This is a genomic window from Pseudomonas sp. NCIMB 10586 (assembly GCF_023127895.1).
Classification (GTDB): domain Bacteria; phylum Pseudomonadota; class Gammaproteobacteria; order Pseudomonadales; family Pseudomonadaceae; genus Aquipseudomonas; species Aquipseudomonas synxantha_A.
In genome coordinates, this window is sequence record NZ_SPKQ01000012.1 from 109,698 (window position 1) to 129,580 (window position 19,883).

12 protein-coding genes are annotated in these 19,883 nt (G+C 58.2%); 3 read left to right on the forward strand and 9 right to left on the reverse strand.

What is annotated here, in order from left to right; all coding sequences use genetic code 11:
* Positions 1–49: 49 nt before the first annotated feature.
* The 3 genes from E4P01_RS06275 to E4P01_RS06285 form a co-directional block, all read right to left on the reverse strand.
* Positions 50–229 (reverse strand): hypothetical protein, encoded by a 180-nt coding sequence (locus E4P01_RS06275; RefSeq protein ID WP_005787847.1) that lies wholly within the window; start codon positions 227–229, stop codon positions 50–52.
* 156 nt (positions 230–385) lie between these two features.
* Positions 386–1,561 (reverse strand): lactonase family protein, encoded by a 1,176-nt coding sequence (locus tag E4P01_RS06280; RefSeq protein WP_032803498.1) that lies wholly within the window; start codon positions 1,559–1,561, stop codon positions 386–388.
* A complete protein-coding gene (locus tag E4P01_RS06285) occupies positions 1,548–1,844 on the reverse strand; it encodes a DUF5629 family protein (protein ID WP_216091267.1) in 297 nt (98 codons plus the stop codon). The genes E4P01_RS06280 and E4P01_RS06285 overlap by 14 nt, the downstream gene beginning before the upstream one ends.
* Positions 1,845–2,137: 293 nt before the next feature.
* Between E4P01_RS06285 and E4P01_RS06290 the strand changes: the two genes are divergently transcribed.
* Positions 2,138–7,225: a DUF6543 domain-containing protein gene (locus E4P01_RS06290; protein ID WP_248129946.1), complete on the forward strand. Its 5,088-nt coding sequence runs from the start codon at positions 2,138–2,140 to the stop codon at positions 7,223–7,225.
* 57 nt (positions 7,226–7,282) lie between these two features.
* Here the strand turns inward: E4P01_RS06290 and E4P01_RS06295 are convergent, their stop codons facing one another.
* Both E4P01_RS06295 and E4P01_RS06300 read right to left on the reverse strand, forming a co-directional pair.
* Positions 7,283–9,670, reverse strand: coding sequence for an RND family transporter (locus tag E4P01_RS06295; RefSeq protein ID WP_248129948.1), 2,388 nt, complete (start codon positions 9,668–9,670; stop codon positions 7,283–7,285).
* A gap of 16 nt (positions 9,671–9,686) precedes the next feature.
* On the reverse strand, positions 9,687–10,727 hold the full coding sequence (locus E4P01_RS06300; protein ID WP_216092161.1) for a YCF48-related protein: 1,041 nt from the start codon (positions 10,725–10,727) through the stop codon (positions 9,687–9,689).
* A 297-nt stretch (positions 10,728–11,024) separates the two neighbouring features.
* On the opposite strand from E4P01_RS06300, the gene E4P01_RS06305 reads away from it, so the two are divergent.
* Positions 11,025–12,140, forward strand: coding sequence for a Gfo/Idh/MocA family oxidoreductase (locus tag E4P01_RS06305; protein ID WP_216091265.1), 1,116 nt, complete (start codon positions 11,025–11,027; stop codon positions 12,138–12,140).
* 379 nt (positions 12,141–12,519) lie between these two features.
* Entirely contained in the window at positions 12,520–14,520 is a 2,001-nt protein-coding gene (locus E4P01_RS06310; protein ID WP_216091264.1) for a M10 family metallopeptidase C-terminal domain-containing protein, read from the forward strand.
* 26 nt (positions 14,521–14,546) lie between these two features.
* Here the strand turns inward: E4P01_RS06310 and E4P01_RS06315 are convergent, their stop codons facing one another.
* From E4P01_RS06315 to E4P01_RS06330, 4 genes are read right to left on the reverse strand one after another with little or no spacing between them, the layout of a single operon-like run.
* Positions 14,547–16,250 (reverse strand): AMP-binding protein, encoded by a 1,704-nt coding sequence (locus E4P01_RS06315; RefSeq protein ID WP_216091263.1) that lies wholly within the window; start codon positions 16,248–16,250, stop codon positions 14,547–14,549.
* 31 nt (positions 16,251–16,281) lie between these two features.
* Positions 16,282–17,580, reverse strand: a complete 1,299-nt coding sequence (locus tag E4P01_RS06320) for an acetyl-CoA C-acetyltransferase (RefSeq protein ID WP_216091262.1) — start codon at positions 17,578–17,580, stop codon at positions 16,282–16,284.
* On the reverse strand, positions 17,580–18,467 hold the full coding sequence (locus E4P01_RS06325) for a MaoC/PaaZ C-terminal domain-containing protein (RefSeq protein ID WP_216091261.1): 888 nt from the start codon (positions 18,465–18,467) through the stop codon (positions 17,580–17,582). Before E4P01_RS06325 ends, E4P01_RS06320 begins: the two co-directional genes overlap by 1 nt.
* A gap of 4 nt (positions 18,468–18,471) precedes the next feature.
* The gene (locus E4P01_RS06330; RefSeq protein WP_216091260.1) at positions 18,472–19,815 is read right to left on the reverse strand and encodes a 3-oxoacyl-ACP reductase; all 1,344 of its coding nucleotides are present in this window, start codon (positions 19,813–19,815) and stop codon (positions 18,472–18,474) included.
* Positions 19,816–19,883 lie beyond the last annotated feature (68 nt).

Here is a 19,883-nt window from a genome sequence, read left to right on the forward strand (position 1 = left end):
TGTGGGAGGGAGCAAGCCCCTCCCACATCAGGCCTCTATTGTCTGAAGCTCAGTGCTGAGTCTTGTGATCCAGCGCTGCATAGAAATTGGCACTCTGTTGCAGGTATTTCTGGGTGTAGGCCGTGACACTGGATTTCTTGTCAGTGACTTCCACGCTGGCGCTGGCAGGCAATGCCACGGTGGCGGAAACAGCGGAAGCGGCGATGATGGAGAAGAGATTCAAGTTCATGGCGGTAACCCTTGTGTTCGTTTGGTTGAGTGGCCGGTGGAGGCCTTGGAACCAAACTTACGCCCGAGGATTGAACCTTAGAAATGCTTTGAAACAGTAGCCGCTATCAACCGAATTAATACAAAGGCTCAGGCCCCGCACTGCGGGGCCTGTGGCTTATTGACGCACCAGGAACTTGAGGTCGCTGGGGGCATCGATCGGCAATTGCTGCACGGTTTTACCCAACAGACCGGTCTTGGGGTCGCGTTCAACCACCACGATTTCATTGCTTTTCTGGTTGGCGATCAGCAGGAACTTGCCGCTCGGGTCGAGGCTGAACTCACGAGGGTGATCACCTTCGACAGAGCGACGCTGGATCTCCTTGAGGTGCGCGGTGGCCGGGTCGATGCTGAACACCAGCAACTGATTGGCCGTACCGCGGTTGCTCACGTAGAGGAACTTGCCATCGCTTGACGCATGCAGCGCCGCGCCGGCTTTGTCGGACACCGGTTGGCCAGCGGCATAGTCCAGCAGCTGGGTTTGCGTCAGCTTGCCGTCGCTGTAATCGAACACCGCGACCTGAGCGCTCATTTCGGTGGTCAGCCAGGCGTGTTTGCCGTCGGCGCTGAACAGCAAATGACGTGGGCCGCTGCCGGGTGGCAGTTGCACCGAGGCCGGGTTGGCCGGCGTCAGCGGCAATTCGTGATTGGCCTTGGGATCGTACTGGTAGACAAACACTTTGTCCGCGCCCAGGTCCTGCACATATACGTACTTGCCATCCGGTGACGACACCACGGAATGCACGTGATTGGACGCCTGGCGCTCAGGATTTACCCGGCTGGCCGGATGCCCGCTCAACTGCACCGGGGCCGACAGCTTGCCCTCGGCGCCTACCGGCAGCACCGCGAGGCTGCCGCCCGGGTCTTCGAGTACCGAATAGTTGGCAACGAACAGGTGACGCCCATCGGCGGCGACGCTGGAATGGGTCGGCTCGTTGCCCAGGCTCTGCACCTGGTTGATCAGGGTGAGCTGATGATTTTGCGGGTCGATGCTGTAACTGCTGACACGACCCACCGGGTCTTTCTGGCCTGGACCGTTCTCGTTGACCACAAACAGGTACTTCTGGTCCTTGGAAACCGTCAACCACGACGGGTTGGCCGTCTTGGCAGCCAGCACCGGCTTGCCGCTGAACTGCCCGGTGCGGCTGTCGAATTGCAGGCGGTAGATACCTTCGCTGGTGCCGGCGGTATAGCTGCCCACCAGCAGCTCATAGGTGTCAGCCGGTGCAGCCTGCACCGACATGGCACCGACACTGCCCGCCATCAGCAAGGGCCAGAATTTACGCATCATCATCGGCTACATCCTCATCGTTATTGTTGCCGGTGAAGGCGCTCATGCAGATCAAGCAGTGCTCGCCCGATTCACCGGTAAGGGTCCAGCTTTGCAGGGTGTCGTCGAACGTGGCCGCCTGCACCTGGGCCAGGCTGAATGCCCAGCGTTTTTCTGCACGGCCGTCCATGGCGGTGATCAGCAACTTCTCGTTATCGAGTTTGAAGTCAAAGGCGTGCAAGCCATCGATTTCAAGCATGTCGCTGGTTTCAATGGTGTCCGGCAGGGTGGCAGATTCGGCAGTCATCACATCAGTCGTTCAGAGGAAAGACCTCATGATAAGCCAAATTGTTGCATCGGCCTAAATGCTGCCTTCAACCCGCGTGGGCGTTCACATGTCGCCATAATTACTCCCTCCCTACGTCGGCCTGCGCATTATCAGCTTTTGCCGCTGATACAGCGTTACCGGAAACAGCTGATTACTCATTGTTCATTTGACGGTTAAGCACCGGTCGTTAATTTTCGCTCGCCTGTTCGCTTTACGCGTTCAGGATCAAATCGCTATGCCGAGCAAGATCTCAACGACAAGGAAGCTACACGATGATCCATGGAAACCACCCTTCACGACTTTCCGACTACACCTTGAGCCCCGTACCGCTCCCCCCCGTTACCCACAAGTCGGGTGAAGTGCTCGAAACAACCCCTGGCAGCCACTCCGAGGTGCCGCTCCAAACGAACCACGATCAATCACTGCGCAGATCCCGGCGCGATACCAGCGTCCATTACGAAACATCGCCTCGGTCGTCATCGCTCAGATCCGGCTTGAACTTTGTGCCGCTAAGCCCAACGCCGGCCGCTACGGTCTCAACGCCGCAGCCCGCTGCCGACATCACAGCCAATACGGTTGCACACCAGTTCGCTGGCCGGCCCACGTTGCGCTCAGTGGTGTCGAACCTGCTCAGCGACGCCATCAAAAACCTGTATCCCACCCTGGCGTTTGACCCTCGATACACAGCGTTGGCCGAACCCATTTCCAACAATCCCCCCCAGTACTGCTTGACCCCTTTGCTGGACGTAGCACTCAAGCACCTGACCCGCGACGGCGAGCTGGACTTTACCGATAAACACTCACTGGCCTGCACGCTGATTGATCAAGCCACGGGCCATATGCTCAAACCGGGGCCCTTGGCGGGAGCGCTGGTGCCGGGCATCGATATGCAAGCCATCGAATTGATCATCCGCAGCCTGCGAACCACTCTCAAAAGCGGTTTCGAACAAGCGCTGGTTCGCCACTTCAACGGCAACGCCTATAACACCCAGGACATCCCCAACCTTGAGACAAACCGTTGGCTATGGCTGAGCGACACACTCAGGGACACCCTGCGAACCGCCGCATTGAAACAACCCGGGCTCACCGACACGCAACGCGAGACTCTCGATCAGCTCGCCACCTACCCGGATCAAGTGCACCGCCAAGCCGCAAAAGGCAACGCAGCGGCCAAGGTATTTATCCTCGACACCACCGTAAGCCATGGCGCCAGCAATTCAGCTCAACTGAGCCCGGATCTGTTGATCACACGAGAAGTCGACGGCCGTACGCAAGTGCTGCATACAACCCCCGCTGGAGTCGTCACACCGTATGAATCATTGCAAGCATTCGGCGAAGCCTGGGGGAGAAACCTGGAGAAAGTGTTTGTTTTCGACAGCCTGAATTGGAAGCGCCAGGAAATCGATACAAACATTTTTGATACACAAGCGGCGCTCATCCTCAATGCCATGGTGGAAAACGTCGCATCCATTGAGCTCCCAACGTCGGGCACGCCTGATCAACTGGAGCAGGCCTTCTTCCGTGCAAGCGACCCGAGCCCCTGGTTCACCGGAGCCTATGCTGCAAATGCGGCCGAGCTTGGGCGGCTGCGCGATAATTTGCCAGGCTGGCTCAAAAACGCCAGCGAAGCAGATCGTGACACTTACCGGCGTCACTCGTTGGCACTGGCCAGCAGCGTACAACGTAACAACGGCCGGACGTTTCTCGACGGCATTCCCGATATCCGCACCTACGCCCAGCAGCAACTGGACGAGCAATTGTCCGGTAAGGGCTACACGGCAAAGGATGTGGAGGTGGTGTTCAAGGTCGCCGTGGGTAATCTGGGCAGCGGCTACATCGAGCGGGTGAAGATGAGCCTGGTGGATATGGCTCTGAACAATCTCGCCGGCTTGCCCAAGGGCGAGATGGAAGTCCATCTGCGTGGGCAACCGAGCAGCGACCCGCAAATGCCGCAGATGCTCAAGAACCTGATCAGCAGCGTGGATATCGGTCGCCACTACCCACAACTGCTCAATCGCGAACTGCTCAGCGAGACCCAGCAATCCCGGGACCGGGCAGCGCGTTTTGTCGAGCAGGTACCGATCCAGCTCGCCATGCAGGCGCTGGAGTTCAAGCTCAAGGGCGAAGCCGGCATGAGCGCCCAGGGTTACCGCTTTATTGAAGCACTCACCCAGCCCGGTGCGGGCAGCAAACAGGTGGACGGACAGGAGATTACCGTGCGCCCCCTGGCATTTGTGCGCAAACCAGGGGCAACGCCAGACGTTGTCGACAACATGTTCATCATCGAACCAGTGGCCGGCACCAGCGGCCCACATATTCTCTATCGTGCGCAACTGAAGCCCGCGTTGCTGGAGTTTGCAAGCCGCGACGCGCTGCTGGAAGCCATCCGCCAGCCGGGTGCGTTGCAAGACAGCGTGCTGGCCTGGTTGAAGGATGACAAGGTCAGAGCGGTGTATGGCAATGGCGGTTTTCGCACCCCCAATATTGCACGCTTCACCGTATTCAATGAGTTCGACCCACCCACCACGCCCAAGCCCACCACCCTCGCCGTCGACGGCTATGCTGAGGCCACCACGCTACGCCAGGACCAGCTCAACGGTGGTCTGTTCACGCATTGGTTCCGATCCAACGCCAACAGCCTCGTCACCCTGGCGGAAGGCCAATCCACCTCCGACGCTGAAAGCCGCTGGGCCTCGCACAAGGAACTCGGTTGGCTGCTGTTCAACACGTTGCTGCCGGTATTGCGCGGGCCGGGGGCTATGGCGGGCTGGTTACTGCAATTGGCCAACAGCGAAGAAGACATCAAGCGGCTCTCCACATCAAACGACCCGGACCCGACGTCGGCAGTGGTCGACCTGCTGATCAACCTGGGCATGACACTGGGCCACGCCTCCAGCGCGGAACCCGGCAAACCGGCGCACACGTTTGAACGCTTTGAGCCAGACTCTAATCCCGACCGTCCCGGGCCTGGGCGCCGTGACACTCAAGAGCCCGTTGTTCACCAAGCTGTCATCCGCCAGGACCCGCTCCCCCCTGTCACCACCAGTTTCGGTGGCGACGGTGCGGCCATCGATATCCGCCTATCCAGCCCACGCGGACTAACCCCAAGCCTGCTCGCACACATAGAGTCATTCAAAGTTCCTGCGCCTCAGCACCCTGGTTCCCCCATCGCTGAAGGCAGCAAAAAAGGTCTGTATCAAGTCGGTGACAAGGTATACGCCAACATAGATAACCAATGGTTTCGCACAGCGACTGATTTGGACGGTACCTTCATCATCGATGAACAAAACAAGTCACGTGTAGCCCCCTCAATAAAGAACGATGCGCAAGGCAAGTGGCGCTTTGATGTGGCGCCCAAACTCAAGGGCGGCATGGAGAACGCTGACAGGGCGACGACCAGTTTCAATAAAGCGTTTCAAGCGAAACAGCAAGCAAATGCTGCTTTTCAGCGCCTCTATGCGAAAGTTGGAAAAATTGCAGAAAGCCATACAGCGCTAGTGACCAAAATCGAAGTTGACATCGAGCAGTACAAAAAAGCTCGATTGAAACTCAAGACGCTTCGCAGCCTGGCCGTCACACAACCCGAGCGATTCAATGAGCCTTATCGACAACAGTTGCAGCAGACCGCAGTATTGATGGGCAACCTGAATCAACAACTTCGGGCACTGAAGACGTTGACACAAACACTCGTGGACACCAGCAAAAGTGCCGTTGACGCCATCGCTCCCAAGAAAATTGGTGGCATTGACGACATCACCGAATTCCAGAAAGCGCGCTCCCTGGAGTACCAGTACACCCTGCAAGCCATATCTAAAGTCATTAACCTGTACGAGAGCCTGATGAGTGACACGCGCATCCACGGAGTAAGTGGTGCCTCGATAGGTGATCTGGACCAGACGGCGATGACCGGTTCCCTGGAGGCTTACGGCGAACTCACTGAAGCGGTAAAAAAGATTTATCTCGAAAATGAACAACTACTGGAGTCGACGCAGGTATTCAATTCCGTATTGGAACGTTGGAAAAGCGATTCGCCCTTTGGCAAAAACAAAGCAGAAGAATTCCTCAATCACATGACCGGCAGGCCACTTGCCCAACATATGCTAATAAATAAGTTGAACCGCCTGGCCTATCTCAAGCGACTGACCACGACATGGGCTGGGCTGTCAGAGGGCTCTAAGCATTTACAGATGAGCAGGCTGTTGCATGAAAACCTGAAAACCGAAATTGTCGCTTTCACGGAATTACGTAACTACAGTGGCTATACACTGAACGAACAAAGTGCCACCTTGAGTAGCGTGATTACCAAGTTCAAGCAGGTAATGAACGATAGTCTCCTGATGCAAGAGGAACACCCAGAGTTTTTTCGTGCCGAGTATCAGCAACGTTTCATCGAGGTGCTCAAAGAGCTCATCGCGCAAACGGAAGCCGAGTTGACCGACGTTGTCAAAGAACAGCAGGTTCTTATTCCTGCAGCGCCCGAGCGCAGCGCCCGACGGACCAAACCGCAGAATCAACGCGTGTTCAAAACCGAACATCAGGAGACGCTGATCGGCACCCTACGGGCACCGCAGGCAGGTCAAACCGTCAACATCATTGATGTGGTCGACCCCACTAGCGGCCAACCGATCGCTAGCTACAGCGAACATCCCGGTGAGCGCGGCTGGGTGAAGATAGTGCGGGGGCAGCCCGTACAACCGCCTCACGCATTCCCGCCCAAATCCCTGGCAAGCTACCGCAGCGAGGCTCAGCGGTTGATTGACGGCTTACCAGCCATAGAACAGACGATTCTTTTCCAGAAAAAGAAGCTTGAAGATCCCTCCAGGCGAAACACCGTCAGCCCCCGTGATTGGAACGATATGCTGGAAACCCAGGCCGACCAGCTCAAGAAGATCGCGCAACAAGCAGAAGCCAGCCAGGGCGCCAAGCCGGAAACCGCCGAATGGGTTGCACGCTGGCGTGCAGCTGCCGATGAAATGCTTCAAAAGGCACGCCGACACACCGCCGATGGCTATCTGGTACAAACGCCTACCGCAGAAAACGTCGACTATTTATGGCGCCATGGTTTTGTCGACATCAACCTGGTCCGACGAGACATCCCTACAAAAAGTGGCGATGTATTCACTGAGTACGCCGTACGTAAAAAAGGCAAGGTCGACGTATTGTGGTATGCCCACTTCCACTATCCAAAAATGGGCACTCCAAGGGCCGATCACACAGCGGCGCACCTGAAAATTCCGTCCCAGCGCACCAAGACCCAAAAGGACTTGATCGCCGAGGCGGGAAGCAACGGTATCGTGGAGCAAATCATCAAATCCAGAATTACGCCGCCTTTGGATGAAAAACTGTTTCTACAATTGTGAGTCCGATCGACTGATACACGAAAAAAAACCGCACTACGTGCGGTTTTTTTTCAGGGCTCAGTGGGCAAACAATGAATTGCCCTTCTGCCCCGCAAGCTTCTCGGGCTTGATCAGAAACCTTGCCAGTGCCGGCAACAGCCACAGCGCACCAAACATGTTCCACAGCAGCATGAAGGTCAGCATCAAGCCCATGTCGGCCTGGAACTTGATGGCCGAAAAGATCCAGGTACACACACCAATGGCCAGGCACAGACCGGTGAACAGCACAGCTTTACCGGTGGACTTCAATGTCTGGTAGTACGCCTCTTGCAGCGGCAAACCTGCACGCAGGAAACTTTCCAGACGGCTGTAGATGTAGATACCGTAGTCCACGCCAATCCCCACGCCCAGGGCCACCACCGGCAAGGTCGCGACCTTGACGCCAATACCCATGAACGCCATCAGCGCGTTACCCAGCACCGAGGTCAGCACCGAGGTCAGCACCAGCGGCAGCACAATGCACAAAGTCGCCGCCCAGGACCGGAAGGTGATCATGCACATGGTCGCCACACACAAGTACACCAGGATCAGGATGATCAGTTCCGACTCCTTGATCACCTCGTTGGTGGCCGCTTCGATCCCTGCGTTACCAGCAGCGAGGATGAACTCCAGGCCGTCCTTGTTGTTTTCCTTGGCGAATTCCTGCACAGCGTGCACCGCACGGTCGAGGGTTTCGGCCTTGTGATCGTTGAGGAACACCAGCACCGGCGCCAGGGAACAGTTGTTGTTGTACAGGCCATCGGCACGGGCGATGGAGTTGTTCAGCACATCGGGGTTGCGCGACAGGGTTTCCCATTTCAGGTTGCCCTCGTTCATGCCTTTGATCATTTGTTTGGATACGGTCACCAACGAGATCGCCGACTGCACCCCCTCGGTGTTCTGCATCTTCCACATCAACTGGTCGATGGGCGCCATGGCTTCATAGCGCGAGCAGCCTTCGGCACGGGTCTTGACCATCACTACCAGCACGTCGGAGCTGGTGGAGTAGTTGCTGATGATGAAGTTGTTATCTTTGTTGTAGCGCGAGTCCGGGCGCAGTTCCGGTGCGCCTTGGTCGAGGTCGCCGATCTTCAGGTTCTGGCTGTACCACAGGCCGCCGCCAAAGGCGACCAAGGCCAGGAAAATCGAGACCGGCGCGACTTTCGGGCTGGCGAATCCGGACAGCAGGCGCCAGAACGCATGTTCACGGTTCGCATCTTTCTTGCTTTTGGCGATGGCGCGTTTGCTGATGCCAACGTAGGAAATCGCCACCGGCAGCAGGATCAGGTTGGTGAACACGATCACCGCCACGCCGATCGATGCGCCGATGGCCAGTTCACGGATCACGCCGATATCAATGATCAGCAGGGTAATAAAGCCAACCGCATCCGCGAGAATCGCGATCATCCCCGGCAGGAACAGTTGCCGGAACGTGCGGCGCGCAGCCGTCAGGGCGTTGTCGGCCTCACCGGATTGCAGGGCGATGCCATTGATCTTCTGTACGCCGTGGGAAATACCGATGGCGAAGATCAGGAACGGTACCAGCATCGAGTAGGGATCCAGCCCGAAACCGGCGGCATGCATCAGGCCCAACTGCCATACCACCGCCACCAATGTGGTGCTCAACACCGCGATGGTGCTGCGCAGGCAGTTGGTGAACCACAGCAACAGGATCAGGGTGATGCCAAAGGCCACGCCAAAGAACAGCACCACCATGATCAGGCCGTCGATCAGGTCTCCGACTTTCTTGGCAAAGCCGACAATGTGGATTTTTACATTAGGGTTTTGCGCCTCGAACTTGTTGCGGATCTTGTCCTCAAGCTCGTGGGAAAACTTCTGGTAGTCCAGGGCCAGTAGCTTGCCCTGGTCCTGCGGGTCCGGGTAGGACTCCAGCAACGGGATATCGACAATGCTCGACTTGAAATCGTTAGCCACCAAACGCCCGACCTGGCCGGACTTGAGCACGTTGTTGCGCAGTTGGTCGAGGCTTTGCGGCGAGCCGTTGTAGCTCTGCGGGATCACTTCACCGCCGGCAAAGCCTTCTTCGGTCACTTCGGTCCAGCGCACGCTGGGGCTCCACAGCGACTTGAGGCCCGAACGATCGACGCCGGAGATGTAGAACACCTCGTCATTGATCTGACGCAGAGTCTCCATATAGTCCTTGGTGAAGATATCCCCATCCTTGGCCTCCACCGAAATGCGCACGGTGTTGCCCAGGTTGGCCAGGTCACTGCGGTGCTCCATCATCTTTTCGATGAAGGGGTGCTTGAGGGGGATCATCTTTTCAAAGCTGGTAGACGGGCGAATCAACGTCGCCTGCCAGAACAGGAAAATACTCACCAACAGGCAGATGACGATCACCGCCGGGCGATTGTTAAAAATCAGGCGCTCAAGAAAGGTCGCTTTATCGTTGTGATGACTGCTCATGCGTTCCCCGCCCTTCTTATTGTTTTACGAGTTCGGCGCCGGCTGGCGTGGCGACACGAACACCACCCTGCCCCGCCAGAATCAAGTTGCCATTGCCTGCGGCTGTGACTGCCGAGAGTGAAATCCGGTCCGGGCGATTGAACACGCTGAACGTCTGGCCGTCGTCATGGCTGACCACCACGCTGCCACCGTTGCCGACGACGACGATGGCGCCATCATCAAGCAAGGTGGCGCCAGACAGGCCGAACTCAAGCGCACCGCGTGTGGCATTGAGTTCGACCTGTTCCCAGGTGCTGCCGAAATCCGTGGAGCGGTAGAGATTGCCGCGCAAGCCATAAGCCAGCAGGGTCTGCGGCTGCGCCGTACTGATCACGCCAAACAACGAGCCCTCGTAGGGGCCTTCGAGTTTCTCCCAGGTTTGGCCATCGTCGCTGGAGCGGAACATGCTGCCCTGTTCGCCGACGATAAACAGGCCGGCGTCCTTGACCCGGGCGATGGCGTTGAGGTGAAACTGGTCTTCGTTATCGAGGCGGTCACTGACGTCGGCCCAGGTGGTGCCGCCGTCGGTGGTTTCAATCAACGCACCGTAGGCGCCGACGGCCAGTCCGTGCTTGGCATCGTTGAACCACACATCGAGCAACGGCGCTTCGCGCTTGAGGTCTTCATATTGCTGGGTCCACGTGGCGCCGCCATCGGAACTGGCAAGAATTTGCGCATCATGGCCGACGGCCCAGCCCTGTTTGTCATCGACGAAAAACACCGCCGTGAGCAGTTGCCGGGTGGGGACTTTGGCTTGGGTCCAGGTGTTGCCCTGGTCATCGGAATACAGGATATGCCCACGATCACCGACCGCCACCAGGCGCTTGCCGGCGTGAACCACATCGATCATCAAGCCTTTGGCGGCCTTGGGGGATTGAATCGCAAATACCGCGGCGGCGGAGGTATCGCTGGCGGCCAGCACGGGCGTAGACAACACCGCACCGGCAAGCAGCGAGAGCGCTGTGGCCAGCAACGCAACCCTGCGTGCGGCGCGTGGGCGGCAAACAACCCAACCCATGACAGGCTCACTCATAGACCTTTCTCCCATTTATTATTGTTAGGTCGGCTTATCTTCCAGGACGTTGAAACCTGCAATCTAGAGCGCCTGGAGTCAGCACGGGCCATCCTATCGGGCTTTGGAATCGTCTGACAATCGGCGCTACGTTATCTTTTGTTAACTGGCGGCGTTTGGCTACGGCTGAATAGGTTCATATCAACTGAAGTGATGAGTGAATTTTTATTCCAACTATTGATATTTGCGAATTTTTATTCCATTAATGCCATCCCTGAAAACAATAATCAAAGGACCACGGCTATGCGTGAACTCGGAATCGGCTTGATCGGCACAGGCTTCATGGGCCGTGCCCACGCGTTAGCGTTCAATAACGCGCGCACAGTGTTCGAGTTGCCGGTACAGCTAAAGCTTGCTGCCCTGGCCGATGCCGACACCGAGCGAGCCCAACGCTGCGCCACGGCCTGGGGGTTTGACCAGGCTCATGGCGATTGGCAGGCGCTGATCGAGGACCCTAAGGTCGATGTCGTGGCCATCACCACCCCCAACCACCTGCACTACCCCATGGCCATGGCCGCGATTGCGGCGGGCAAAGCGGTGTATTGCGAGAAACCCCTGGCCATCAGCCTGGAGCAAGCCGATGCCATGCGCCGTGCAGCCAGCAACGCCGGGGTGGTGACGCGAGTGGGCTACAACTACCAGCACAACCCGATGATCGTGTTGGCGCGCCAGATGCTAGCCCGGGGTGAGCTGGGCCAGATCATCAGCTTCCAGGGTGAGTTCAGCGAAGACTTCATGGCCGATCCGGTCTCGCCGTGGTCGTGGCGCTGCGAAGTGGGACACGCCGGTGGTGCTCTGGCTGACCTGGGCAGCCATTTGCTGTCGATGGCGCGTTACCTTGTGGGCGATGTGATCAGTGTGTGTGCCGATACCCAGACCGTGCATGCTCAGCGCCCCGCTACCCAAGGCAGCACTGATTTGAAATCCATCGCCGTGGATGACCAGGTGCACGCCCTGCTGCGCTTCGCCAACGGTGCACGCGGCACGGTGAGCAGCAGTTGGCTCAAGCACGGCTACAAAAACCACCTGTGCTTTGAGATAAGCGGGACCAAAGGCACCTTGGCGTTCGATCAGGAGCGCTTGAATGAACTGCGCCTGCACCGCGTCGGCCAGGCCGGCTTTCAACGCGTGTTGGCAGGCCCTGCGCTGCCCGGCTATGCGGCGTTCAGCCCGGCGGCGGGGCATCAGTTGGGCTACAACGAGTTGAAGACGCTGGAGGTGCAGGAGTTGATCATGGCGCTGGCGGGGCAAGGTGCGGATGGCACGGACTTTGATGCTGCATGGGAGGTGGAGCGGTTGGCGACAGCGATTCGCGTGGCGGCCCTCGAAGAACGTTGGGTCAAGGTCAGCGCACTTTAATCAATCACGGTGCTAGTAATCAATCACGTCGCTCTGTCTACGGGCGACGTCACTCATTGTTGCATGTTCTATGCACGCACTCATTGCTTGTTTTCTAAATAACGAAAATATGAGCGCACGAGCCATTCAACGCCCATTCTATCTGACAAGATAACCGTCGCCCTTCGCTTAAATAGCTTGGCACCTCCCCCACAAAGTAATTATTCCGACAACGCTTAGCACACTAACAACATGATCACAGTTACCTAACAACACAATCATATATCGAAATACTGTACCCCTAGAGCAGCCTCCCAAAAGCGTCTAACTTACCCCCGCCTTCAACATCAATTGCAAGCATGGCCAGCAACTAACACCCACTTACTCAAGAGCCTCAATCATGTCGTCGATTCGCGCTTACTGCCCGCCCGCAAAATCGTTCTCTGTGACAGCCGAAACTTCCAACTTGTCCGCTAGCAACTCACTCTCTTCCGATCCTCCCAATGAAGTTGCTAAAAGTCTCACTCGCAGCAACTATAAAATACAAGATCGCAATGGTGACGGACAACTCACTGTGTCTTATGCATTTACCGAATTCAGCGAGACCAAAAAGAGAGCATTCAGGCAGGCACTTCGGTCTTGGGAAGATGTTATAAAAGTCAATTTTGTCGAAAATGGCAAAAATGCTGACACTCACCTGTCAGTTCGGGAAGTCTCAGGTGGGGGCGGTGACGCTACGTTGCCAAATGCTTACGGCGCTCAGGACGTAAATATCGGAAAAAATGAAGGGGCCGGGCTGCATGCGGCAATGGTCCACGAGATCGGGCACACCTTGGGACTTGAGCATCCGGATCTTGACCTCCCTCAAAGCAGCGACGTCTATAGCACTATGAGTTATAAATTCAGCTTGTTTCGCCCCAATGGAAATAATAAAAACTCGTTCGTATCGGACTCTTCCCAAACCCCGATGATGCACGATATTGCCGGCGCTCATCTGCAATACAAGGCCAACGACGAAACCCGTAAAGGCAATACGACCTACGGTTTCAACTCCAACACAGAGCGCGACCACTACACGTTGACCTCCCCCAACGACTTGCCGTTCTTTTGTATCTGGGATAACGGCGGCGAAGACACTCTGGATTTTTCCGGATTCAAAAAAGATCAAAGGATCAACTTGAACGCGGGAAAACTCTCGGATGTCGGCGGCCGTCAGGGTAATGTATCAATCGCCAAGGGCGTTGTTATTGAAAATGCCATTGGCGGCTCGGGGCACGACGTGCTGATCGGCAATGATGCCAACAACCGCATGAGGGGAGGTGCTGGCGGCGACACGCTGACCGGTGGAGGTGGCGCAGATACGTTTGTATATAACAGTGTCAGCGACTCACCTGGTGAAAACCCCGATACACTCACAGACTTCACAAGTGGCATCGACAAGATTGACCTGTCAACCATGTTGAAAGATGCGGGCATCCAGAAACCCAAGCTTGTTGACTGGCACACGGGGAAGAAAGGCGAACTGACGCTGGACTACGATGAGAGTATCAAGCGCTACAGGCTGATCATGAATGTAACTGGCGACCCCTATTCCATGCTGGTGATCCTGAGTGAAAAGCCCATAAAGCCCACAGATATTTTGACGAATGCCACCCCAGTGGTGCTACCTGAATCAAAACCTACACGCCCTTCCGTTCCCGCTCCGGTACCCACGACGCCACCCCCGGTTACGCCTCCACTTGCGCAATCCACAGCCGCCGACACTGTCTACGGCTTCAACTCCAACACGGGCAAGCCTGAAACCAGCCTTACGTCTCCCACCGACAGGCCCGGTTTCAGCGTGCACGACAAACAAGGCAATGACACGCTGGACTTCTCTGACTTCGCGCAAAACCAGCGAATCAACCTGACCCCGGATTCACGCTCCAGCGTGGGTGGTTTGACTAACAACGTGCACATCAGCGCCCAAACCCTTATCGAAAACGCGAAAGGCGGCACAGGCAACGATCGTATTACCGGAAACAGTGCGGACAACGTCCTGACTGGAGGTGGCGGAGCCGACATACTGACCGGCAACGGTGGCTCCAACACGTTTACTTATCATGCCGCCGGCGACTCCCCGCGCAACAACGCTGACTTGCTTATGGACTTCACCACAGGCCAAGACAAAATCGACTTGAGCAGCCTGAGCGAAAATTCGCAAGTCCAACTCAACTACGTCAGTCAGTACAGCGGACAACCGGGCGATACCATCCTGACATTCAACCCAAAAACCAATAGGTACTTCCTCGGTGTCGATTTGACGGGAAATGGCAAGACTGATTTCTTGATCAAAAGCATCCGACCGATCCACAGCCAGGATGTCATTGGTCTCAATTTCCCCGACGATGGTTACCTCTGACGATTGGCCAGCCCCGGTAAACCGAGTCAGCGCAATGCGCGCCGCAATACCTTGCCAACCGTCGTCTTGGGCAGCTCGGTACTGCGGAACTCCACATACCGGGGCACCTTGTACCCCGTCAGGTATTCCCGGCAATGCGCAAGAATCTGCTCCTGGGTCAGGGCCGGATCCTTGCGCACCACGATGATCTTGACCTTCTCCCCACTCACGGCATCTTCCACACCGATCGCCGCCACTTCCGCGACACCCGGGTGCATCGCCACCACGTCCTCGATTTCATTGGGGTACACATTGAAACCCGAGACCAGGATCATGTCCTTCTTGCGGTCCACCAGGCGAATATAGCCGCGCGCGTCCATCACCCCGATATCGCCGGTGGACAGCCAACCGTCGGCATCCAATACCTCAGCGGTTTCCTTGGGCCGCTTCCAGTAGCCCTGCATCACTTGCGGGCCGCGTACTTGCAGCTCGCCTTGCTCGCCGATGTCAGCCAGCTCGCCGTCTTCGCGCATGAAACGCACCCAGGTCGACGGCAACGGCACGCCGATGCTGCCGGTAAATTCCATCTCGCGCATACGCGAAATATCGATAGGGCTGATGCTCACCACGGGCGAACACTCGGTCAGCCCGTAGCCTTCGATGATCGGCAGCCCGGTCACCTCCTTCCAGCGCTTGGCCACCGCGGTGTGGGTGGCCATACCGCCGGCGATCACCAGGCGCAGGTCGGAAAAATCCCGCGAGCAGAATTCCTTGTTCTCCAGCAAGCCATTAAACAGCGTGTTAACCCCGGCAATCCCGTTGAAGCGCTCTTTGCGCAGGATCATCTGCACCCGCTTCACGTCCCGCGGGTTGGCGATGAGGATATTGCGCCCGCCCAGGCACATGAACATCAGGCAATTCACGGTCAGCGAAAAGATGTGGTAAAGCGGCAGCAGGGTCACATTGGTTTCCTGCTTGTGCTGGTCCAGTTGGTCGCCGACCCAGGCCTTGGCTTGCAGCAGGTTGGCAATGATATTGCGATGGCTGAGCATCACGCCCTTGGCATCGCCGGTAGTGCCGCCGGTGTACTGCAGGAAGGCCAGCTCATCGCGATCCAGCGCAACCGGCAAGTGGTGCAGCCCCCTGCCCTGTTCAAGCACCTGATTGAAGCGCAGCGCACCGGGCAGCTTGAAAGCCGGCACCTGCTTCTGCACGCGGCGCAGGATAAAGTTCATCGCCGCGCCCTTGAAGGTCCCCAGCAAATCACCGATAGCCGCTAGCACCACGCGCTTGACGCTGCTGCCGGCCATGGCTTTTTCCAGGGTGTGGGCGAAGTTCTCGAAGATCACCACGGTTTCGGCGCCGCTGTCCTTAAGCAAGTGCTTGAGTTCATGGGCGGTGTACAACGGGTTGACGTTGACCACCACGGCACCGGCCAGGATCGTGCCCAACAGGCAGATCGGGTACTGCAAGCAGTTGGGCATCATCAGCGCCACGCGGTCGCCCTTCTTTACGCCCTGGCCCTGTAACCAAGCGGCAAAGGCGATGCCCTGAACCCGCCAGTCGGCGTAGGTCATTTCGGTGCCGATGCTGACGTAGGCCACCCGCTCGCTGAATTTTTCCAGATGCTCCAGGAACACTTCACGCAGCGACGGATACTCCTCGATCCCGGTCTCGATATCGGCTGGAACGCCGGGCAGGTAAGTGTTCAACCAGATACGTTCGGTATGTTCCAGGCTGATAGCGTTCATGGCAGTGTCCTTATTGTTGTTTTTAAAAGCGTTACTTTTCGACGATGGCGGTAATGCCCAATCCACCCGCCGCACAGATCGAGATCAGGCCGCGGCCACCACCGCGTTCATGGATCGCCTTGGCCAGCGCCGCCAATTGCCGACCGCCAGTGGCCGCGAACGGATGGCCGCAGCCCAGTGAGCCACCGTTGACGTTCATCTTGCTGCGCTCGATGGTGCCCAAGGGCGTCTCAAGGCCGAGCCGCTCGCGGCAATATTCAGGGTCTTCCCACGCTTTGAGCGTACACAGCACCTGGGCGGCAAACGCTTCGTGTATCTCGAATAAATCAAAGTCGGCAAAACTCAAGCCTTCCCGTTGCAACATGCGCGGCACGGCGTAGGCCGGTGCCATCAGCAGGCCCTCGGTGCCGTCGACAAAATTTACCGCCGCCGTCTCACCCGTGCGCAAGTAGGCCAGCACCGGCCAGCTATTGGCGGTGGCCCATTCTTCACTGGCAAGCAGCACCACCGAAGCGCCATCGGTCAAGGGCGTGGAGTTGCCGGCAGTGAGGGTGCCGTTCTGGCGGTCGAATACCGGCGACAGGCCCGCCAGTTTCTCCAGGCTGATATCGGCACGCAGGTTATTGTCGCGGGCCAGGCCGCGATGGGGGCTGATCAGGTCGTCGAAAAAACCGCGGTTGTAGGCCGCGTCCAATCGTTGGTGGCTGGTAAGGGTCAACTCGTCCTGGGCCAGGCGCTTGATCTGCCAGCGCTTGGCCATTTCTTCGCAGTGCTCGCCCATGGACAGCCCCGTACGCGGCTCGCCATTGCGCGGCAGCAGCGGCTTGAACAACATCGACGGGCGCACGTTGAGGAGTTGCTTGAGCTTGTCGCCCATGCCCTTGGCGCGATTGGCCGCAAGCAAGGTATGGCGCAAGGATTCGTTGATGCCAATAGGCGCGTCGGAGGTGGTGTCGGCGCCACCGGCAATGCCGACTTCGATCTGGCCCAGAGCGATTTTATTTGCCACCAGCAGCGCAGCTTCAAGCCCGGTGCCGCAGGCTTGCTGCACATCATAGGCCGGGGTTTGCGGCGACAGTGTGGTGGACAACAGCGCTTCACGGGCCAGGTTGAAATCCCGCGAATGCTTGATCACTGCCCCGGCGGCAAATTCGCCCAGGCGTTGGCCATGCAGGTTGTAACGGTCGACCAGGCCCTGGAGAGCGGCGACCAGCAGATCCTGGTTGCTGTCATGGGCATACACCGTGTTGGAACGAGCAAACGGAATGCGATTGCCGCCGATAATCGCCACGCGGCGAGTTGGCGCCGGGTTGAAGCTGTAGTCACTCATCACGGGTTCTCTTTCCAAATAAACAGCCCGCGCATATGGGGTTTGTCCCCGGCGAAATTGCGCACTTCGAACTCACGGCGTGGGCCAGTCACCGGGTGGCTCCACAGGGCGACCTGGCCAGGCAGGAAAATCGGCAACTTGAAATCGCAATGCGCTTGCGCCTGCTCCAGGCCACCGGGCGGTTGTTGCGCCGCCAATGCACGGCCCAGCGTCCACATGCCATGGGCGATGGCACGGCGAAAACCAAAAAGCCTGGCCCCAATGACCGAGGTGTGAATCGGATTGAAATCCCCCGAGACCTTGGCAAAGCGTCGCCCCAGGTCGGCGGGAAGCACCCAGCGCTGGGTGCGCAACAAGCCTTCCTCCTGCAATGGCAATGGGTCATTCCATGGCTCACCCACGGGGTTGTTGACGTTACGGCGCAGGTACAGGCTGTCGCTTTCCCACACCAGCGCGCCCGCACTGAAGGCACGGGTGGCGATGCTCAATGCCTGCCCCTTGGGATGGGCGACCCAGCGCTCGCAGTACACCTCCACGCGCAACGCCTGGCCCTCGTGCAGGCGCTGGTGCTGACGAATATGATTGGCCAGATGCACCATGCCGCTGGCCGGGTACGGGAAGCTTGGCCGGGTCAGCAGCATCAAGTGCAAGGGAAAGGCCAATACATGGGGGTAGGACAGCGGCACGCCCTGTTCGGGACGAAAGCCACAGGCCCGTGCGTAAGCGGCGATACCCGCGGGGGAAAGCGCCACTGCAGAGCGCACCAGGCACGCCGTGGGTAACAGCGGCGCACCGTCGAGCTTGGGCTTGCGCATAGCGCGCATACCGTCGAGCAGCAGCTGCGTGCGCGACGGCGGCGGGTCGATAATCTGCGTCACATAGTCCATCGCTTCAGGCTCCCAACAGGCTTTGGCCACACACTCGCACGACCTGGCCATTCACTCCGCCCGACGCAGGATGAGCGAGCCAGGCGATAGTCTCGGCCACATCAATGGGCTGCCCGCCCTGAGACAATGAATTCATGCGCCGCCCGGCCTCACGGATCATCAACGGGATCTTCGCGGTCATCTGGGTTTCGATAAAACCGGGCGCCACCGCATTCACTGTGACCTGCCGGGCCGCCGCACGCGGTGCCAGACCTTGCACCAGACCAATCACGCCCGCCTTGGAGGTGGCGTAGTTGCTTTGCCCCAGGTTGCCGGCAATCCCTGAGATCGACGACACGCAGATGATGCGCCCACCTGCGTTGATGCCCTGGTTGTCGAGCAAGGCTTCACTGAGCTGCAACGGTGCCTGCAGGTTGACCGCCATCACGCTGCGCCAGGCGGCTTCGGTCATCTTGGCGATGGTCTTGTCACGGGTGATCCCGGCGTTGTGCACCACCACATCAAAGCCACCGTATTGGCTGACATGGGCTTGCAACAGCGCGGCGGTGTCGGCGGCGGTGATGTCCAGGGGCAAGGCCGACCCGCCGACGCTGGCGGCGGCCTGTTGCAAGGCTTGCTGGGCCTGGGGCACGTCCACGCACACCACATGGGCGCCGTCACGCGCCAGCACCTGGGCGATAGCCAGGCCGATGCCTCGGGAAGCACCGGTGACCAAGGCACGGCGACCGGCGAAGGGTTTGTCCCAATTGACGGTGGTGTTGCCATCCACAGGTCTTTCCAGGCGCACCACCTGCCCCGAGACATAGGCAGAGCGGCGTGACAGGAAGAAGCGCAAACTGCTGTCCAACGCCTCCTCGGCACCCGGCGCCACATACAACAATTGCACGGTGATCGCCCGACGCAGCTCCTTGGCCAGCGAGCGCACCAAGCCCTCGAGGGCGCGCTGGGCGATGGCTTGGGGCAAGTCCTGGCAGTGTTCCGGCGCGGTGCCGAGCACCACCACTCGGCCATGTTGGCCTAGGCGTTTGGCATTGGCGTGGAAGAACAGGTAGAGCTCGTCCAACTGTTGCAGATCGACCACACCACTGGCATCAAACACTGCGCCTTGCACCTTGACCGTGGATGGCGCCTTGAGGGTTGCCGCTGTGGCGGCGACGGTGTCGGTGGCGCTGAAGATACGCAGCACCGACGCCGCCAGGCGCCCTGCCCCGGCGATGATCACCGGGTTGGCCAGCCCGGCCTGGCCGCTGCGATGACGCTGCAGCGGCAAGGGTTGCGGCAAGCCAATAGCCTGGGCCAGGCGACGGCCCCAGGGGGAGTTGACGAATGAAAGGTAGTTGTCACTCATGGTAAGCACTCACTCACGCCACACATTTGCCTTGTAAACCCAATCAAATGTGGGAGGGGGCAAGCCCC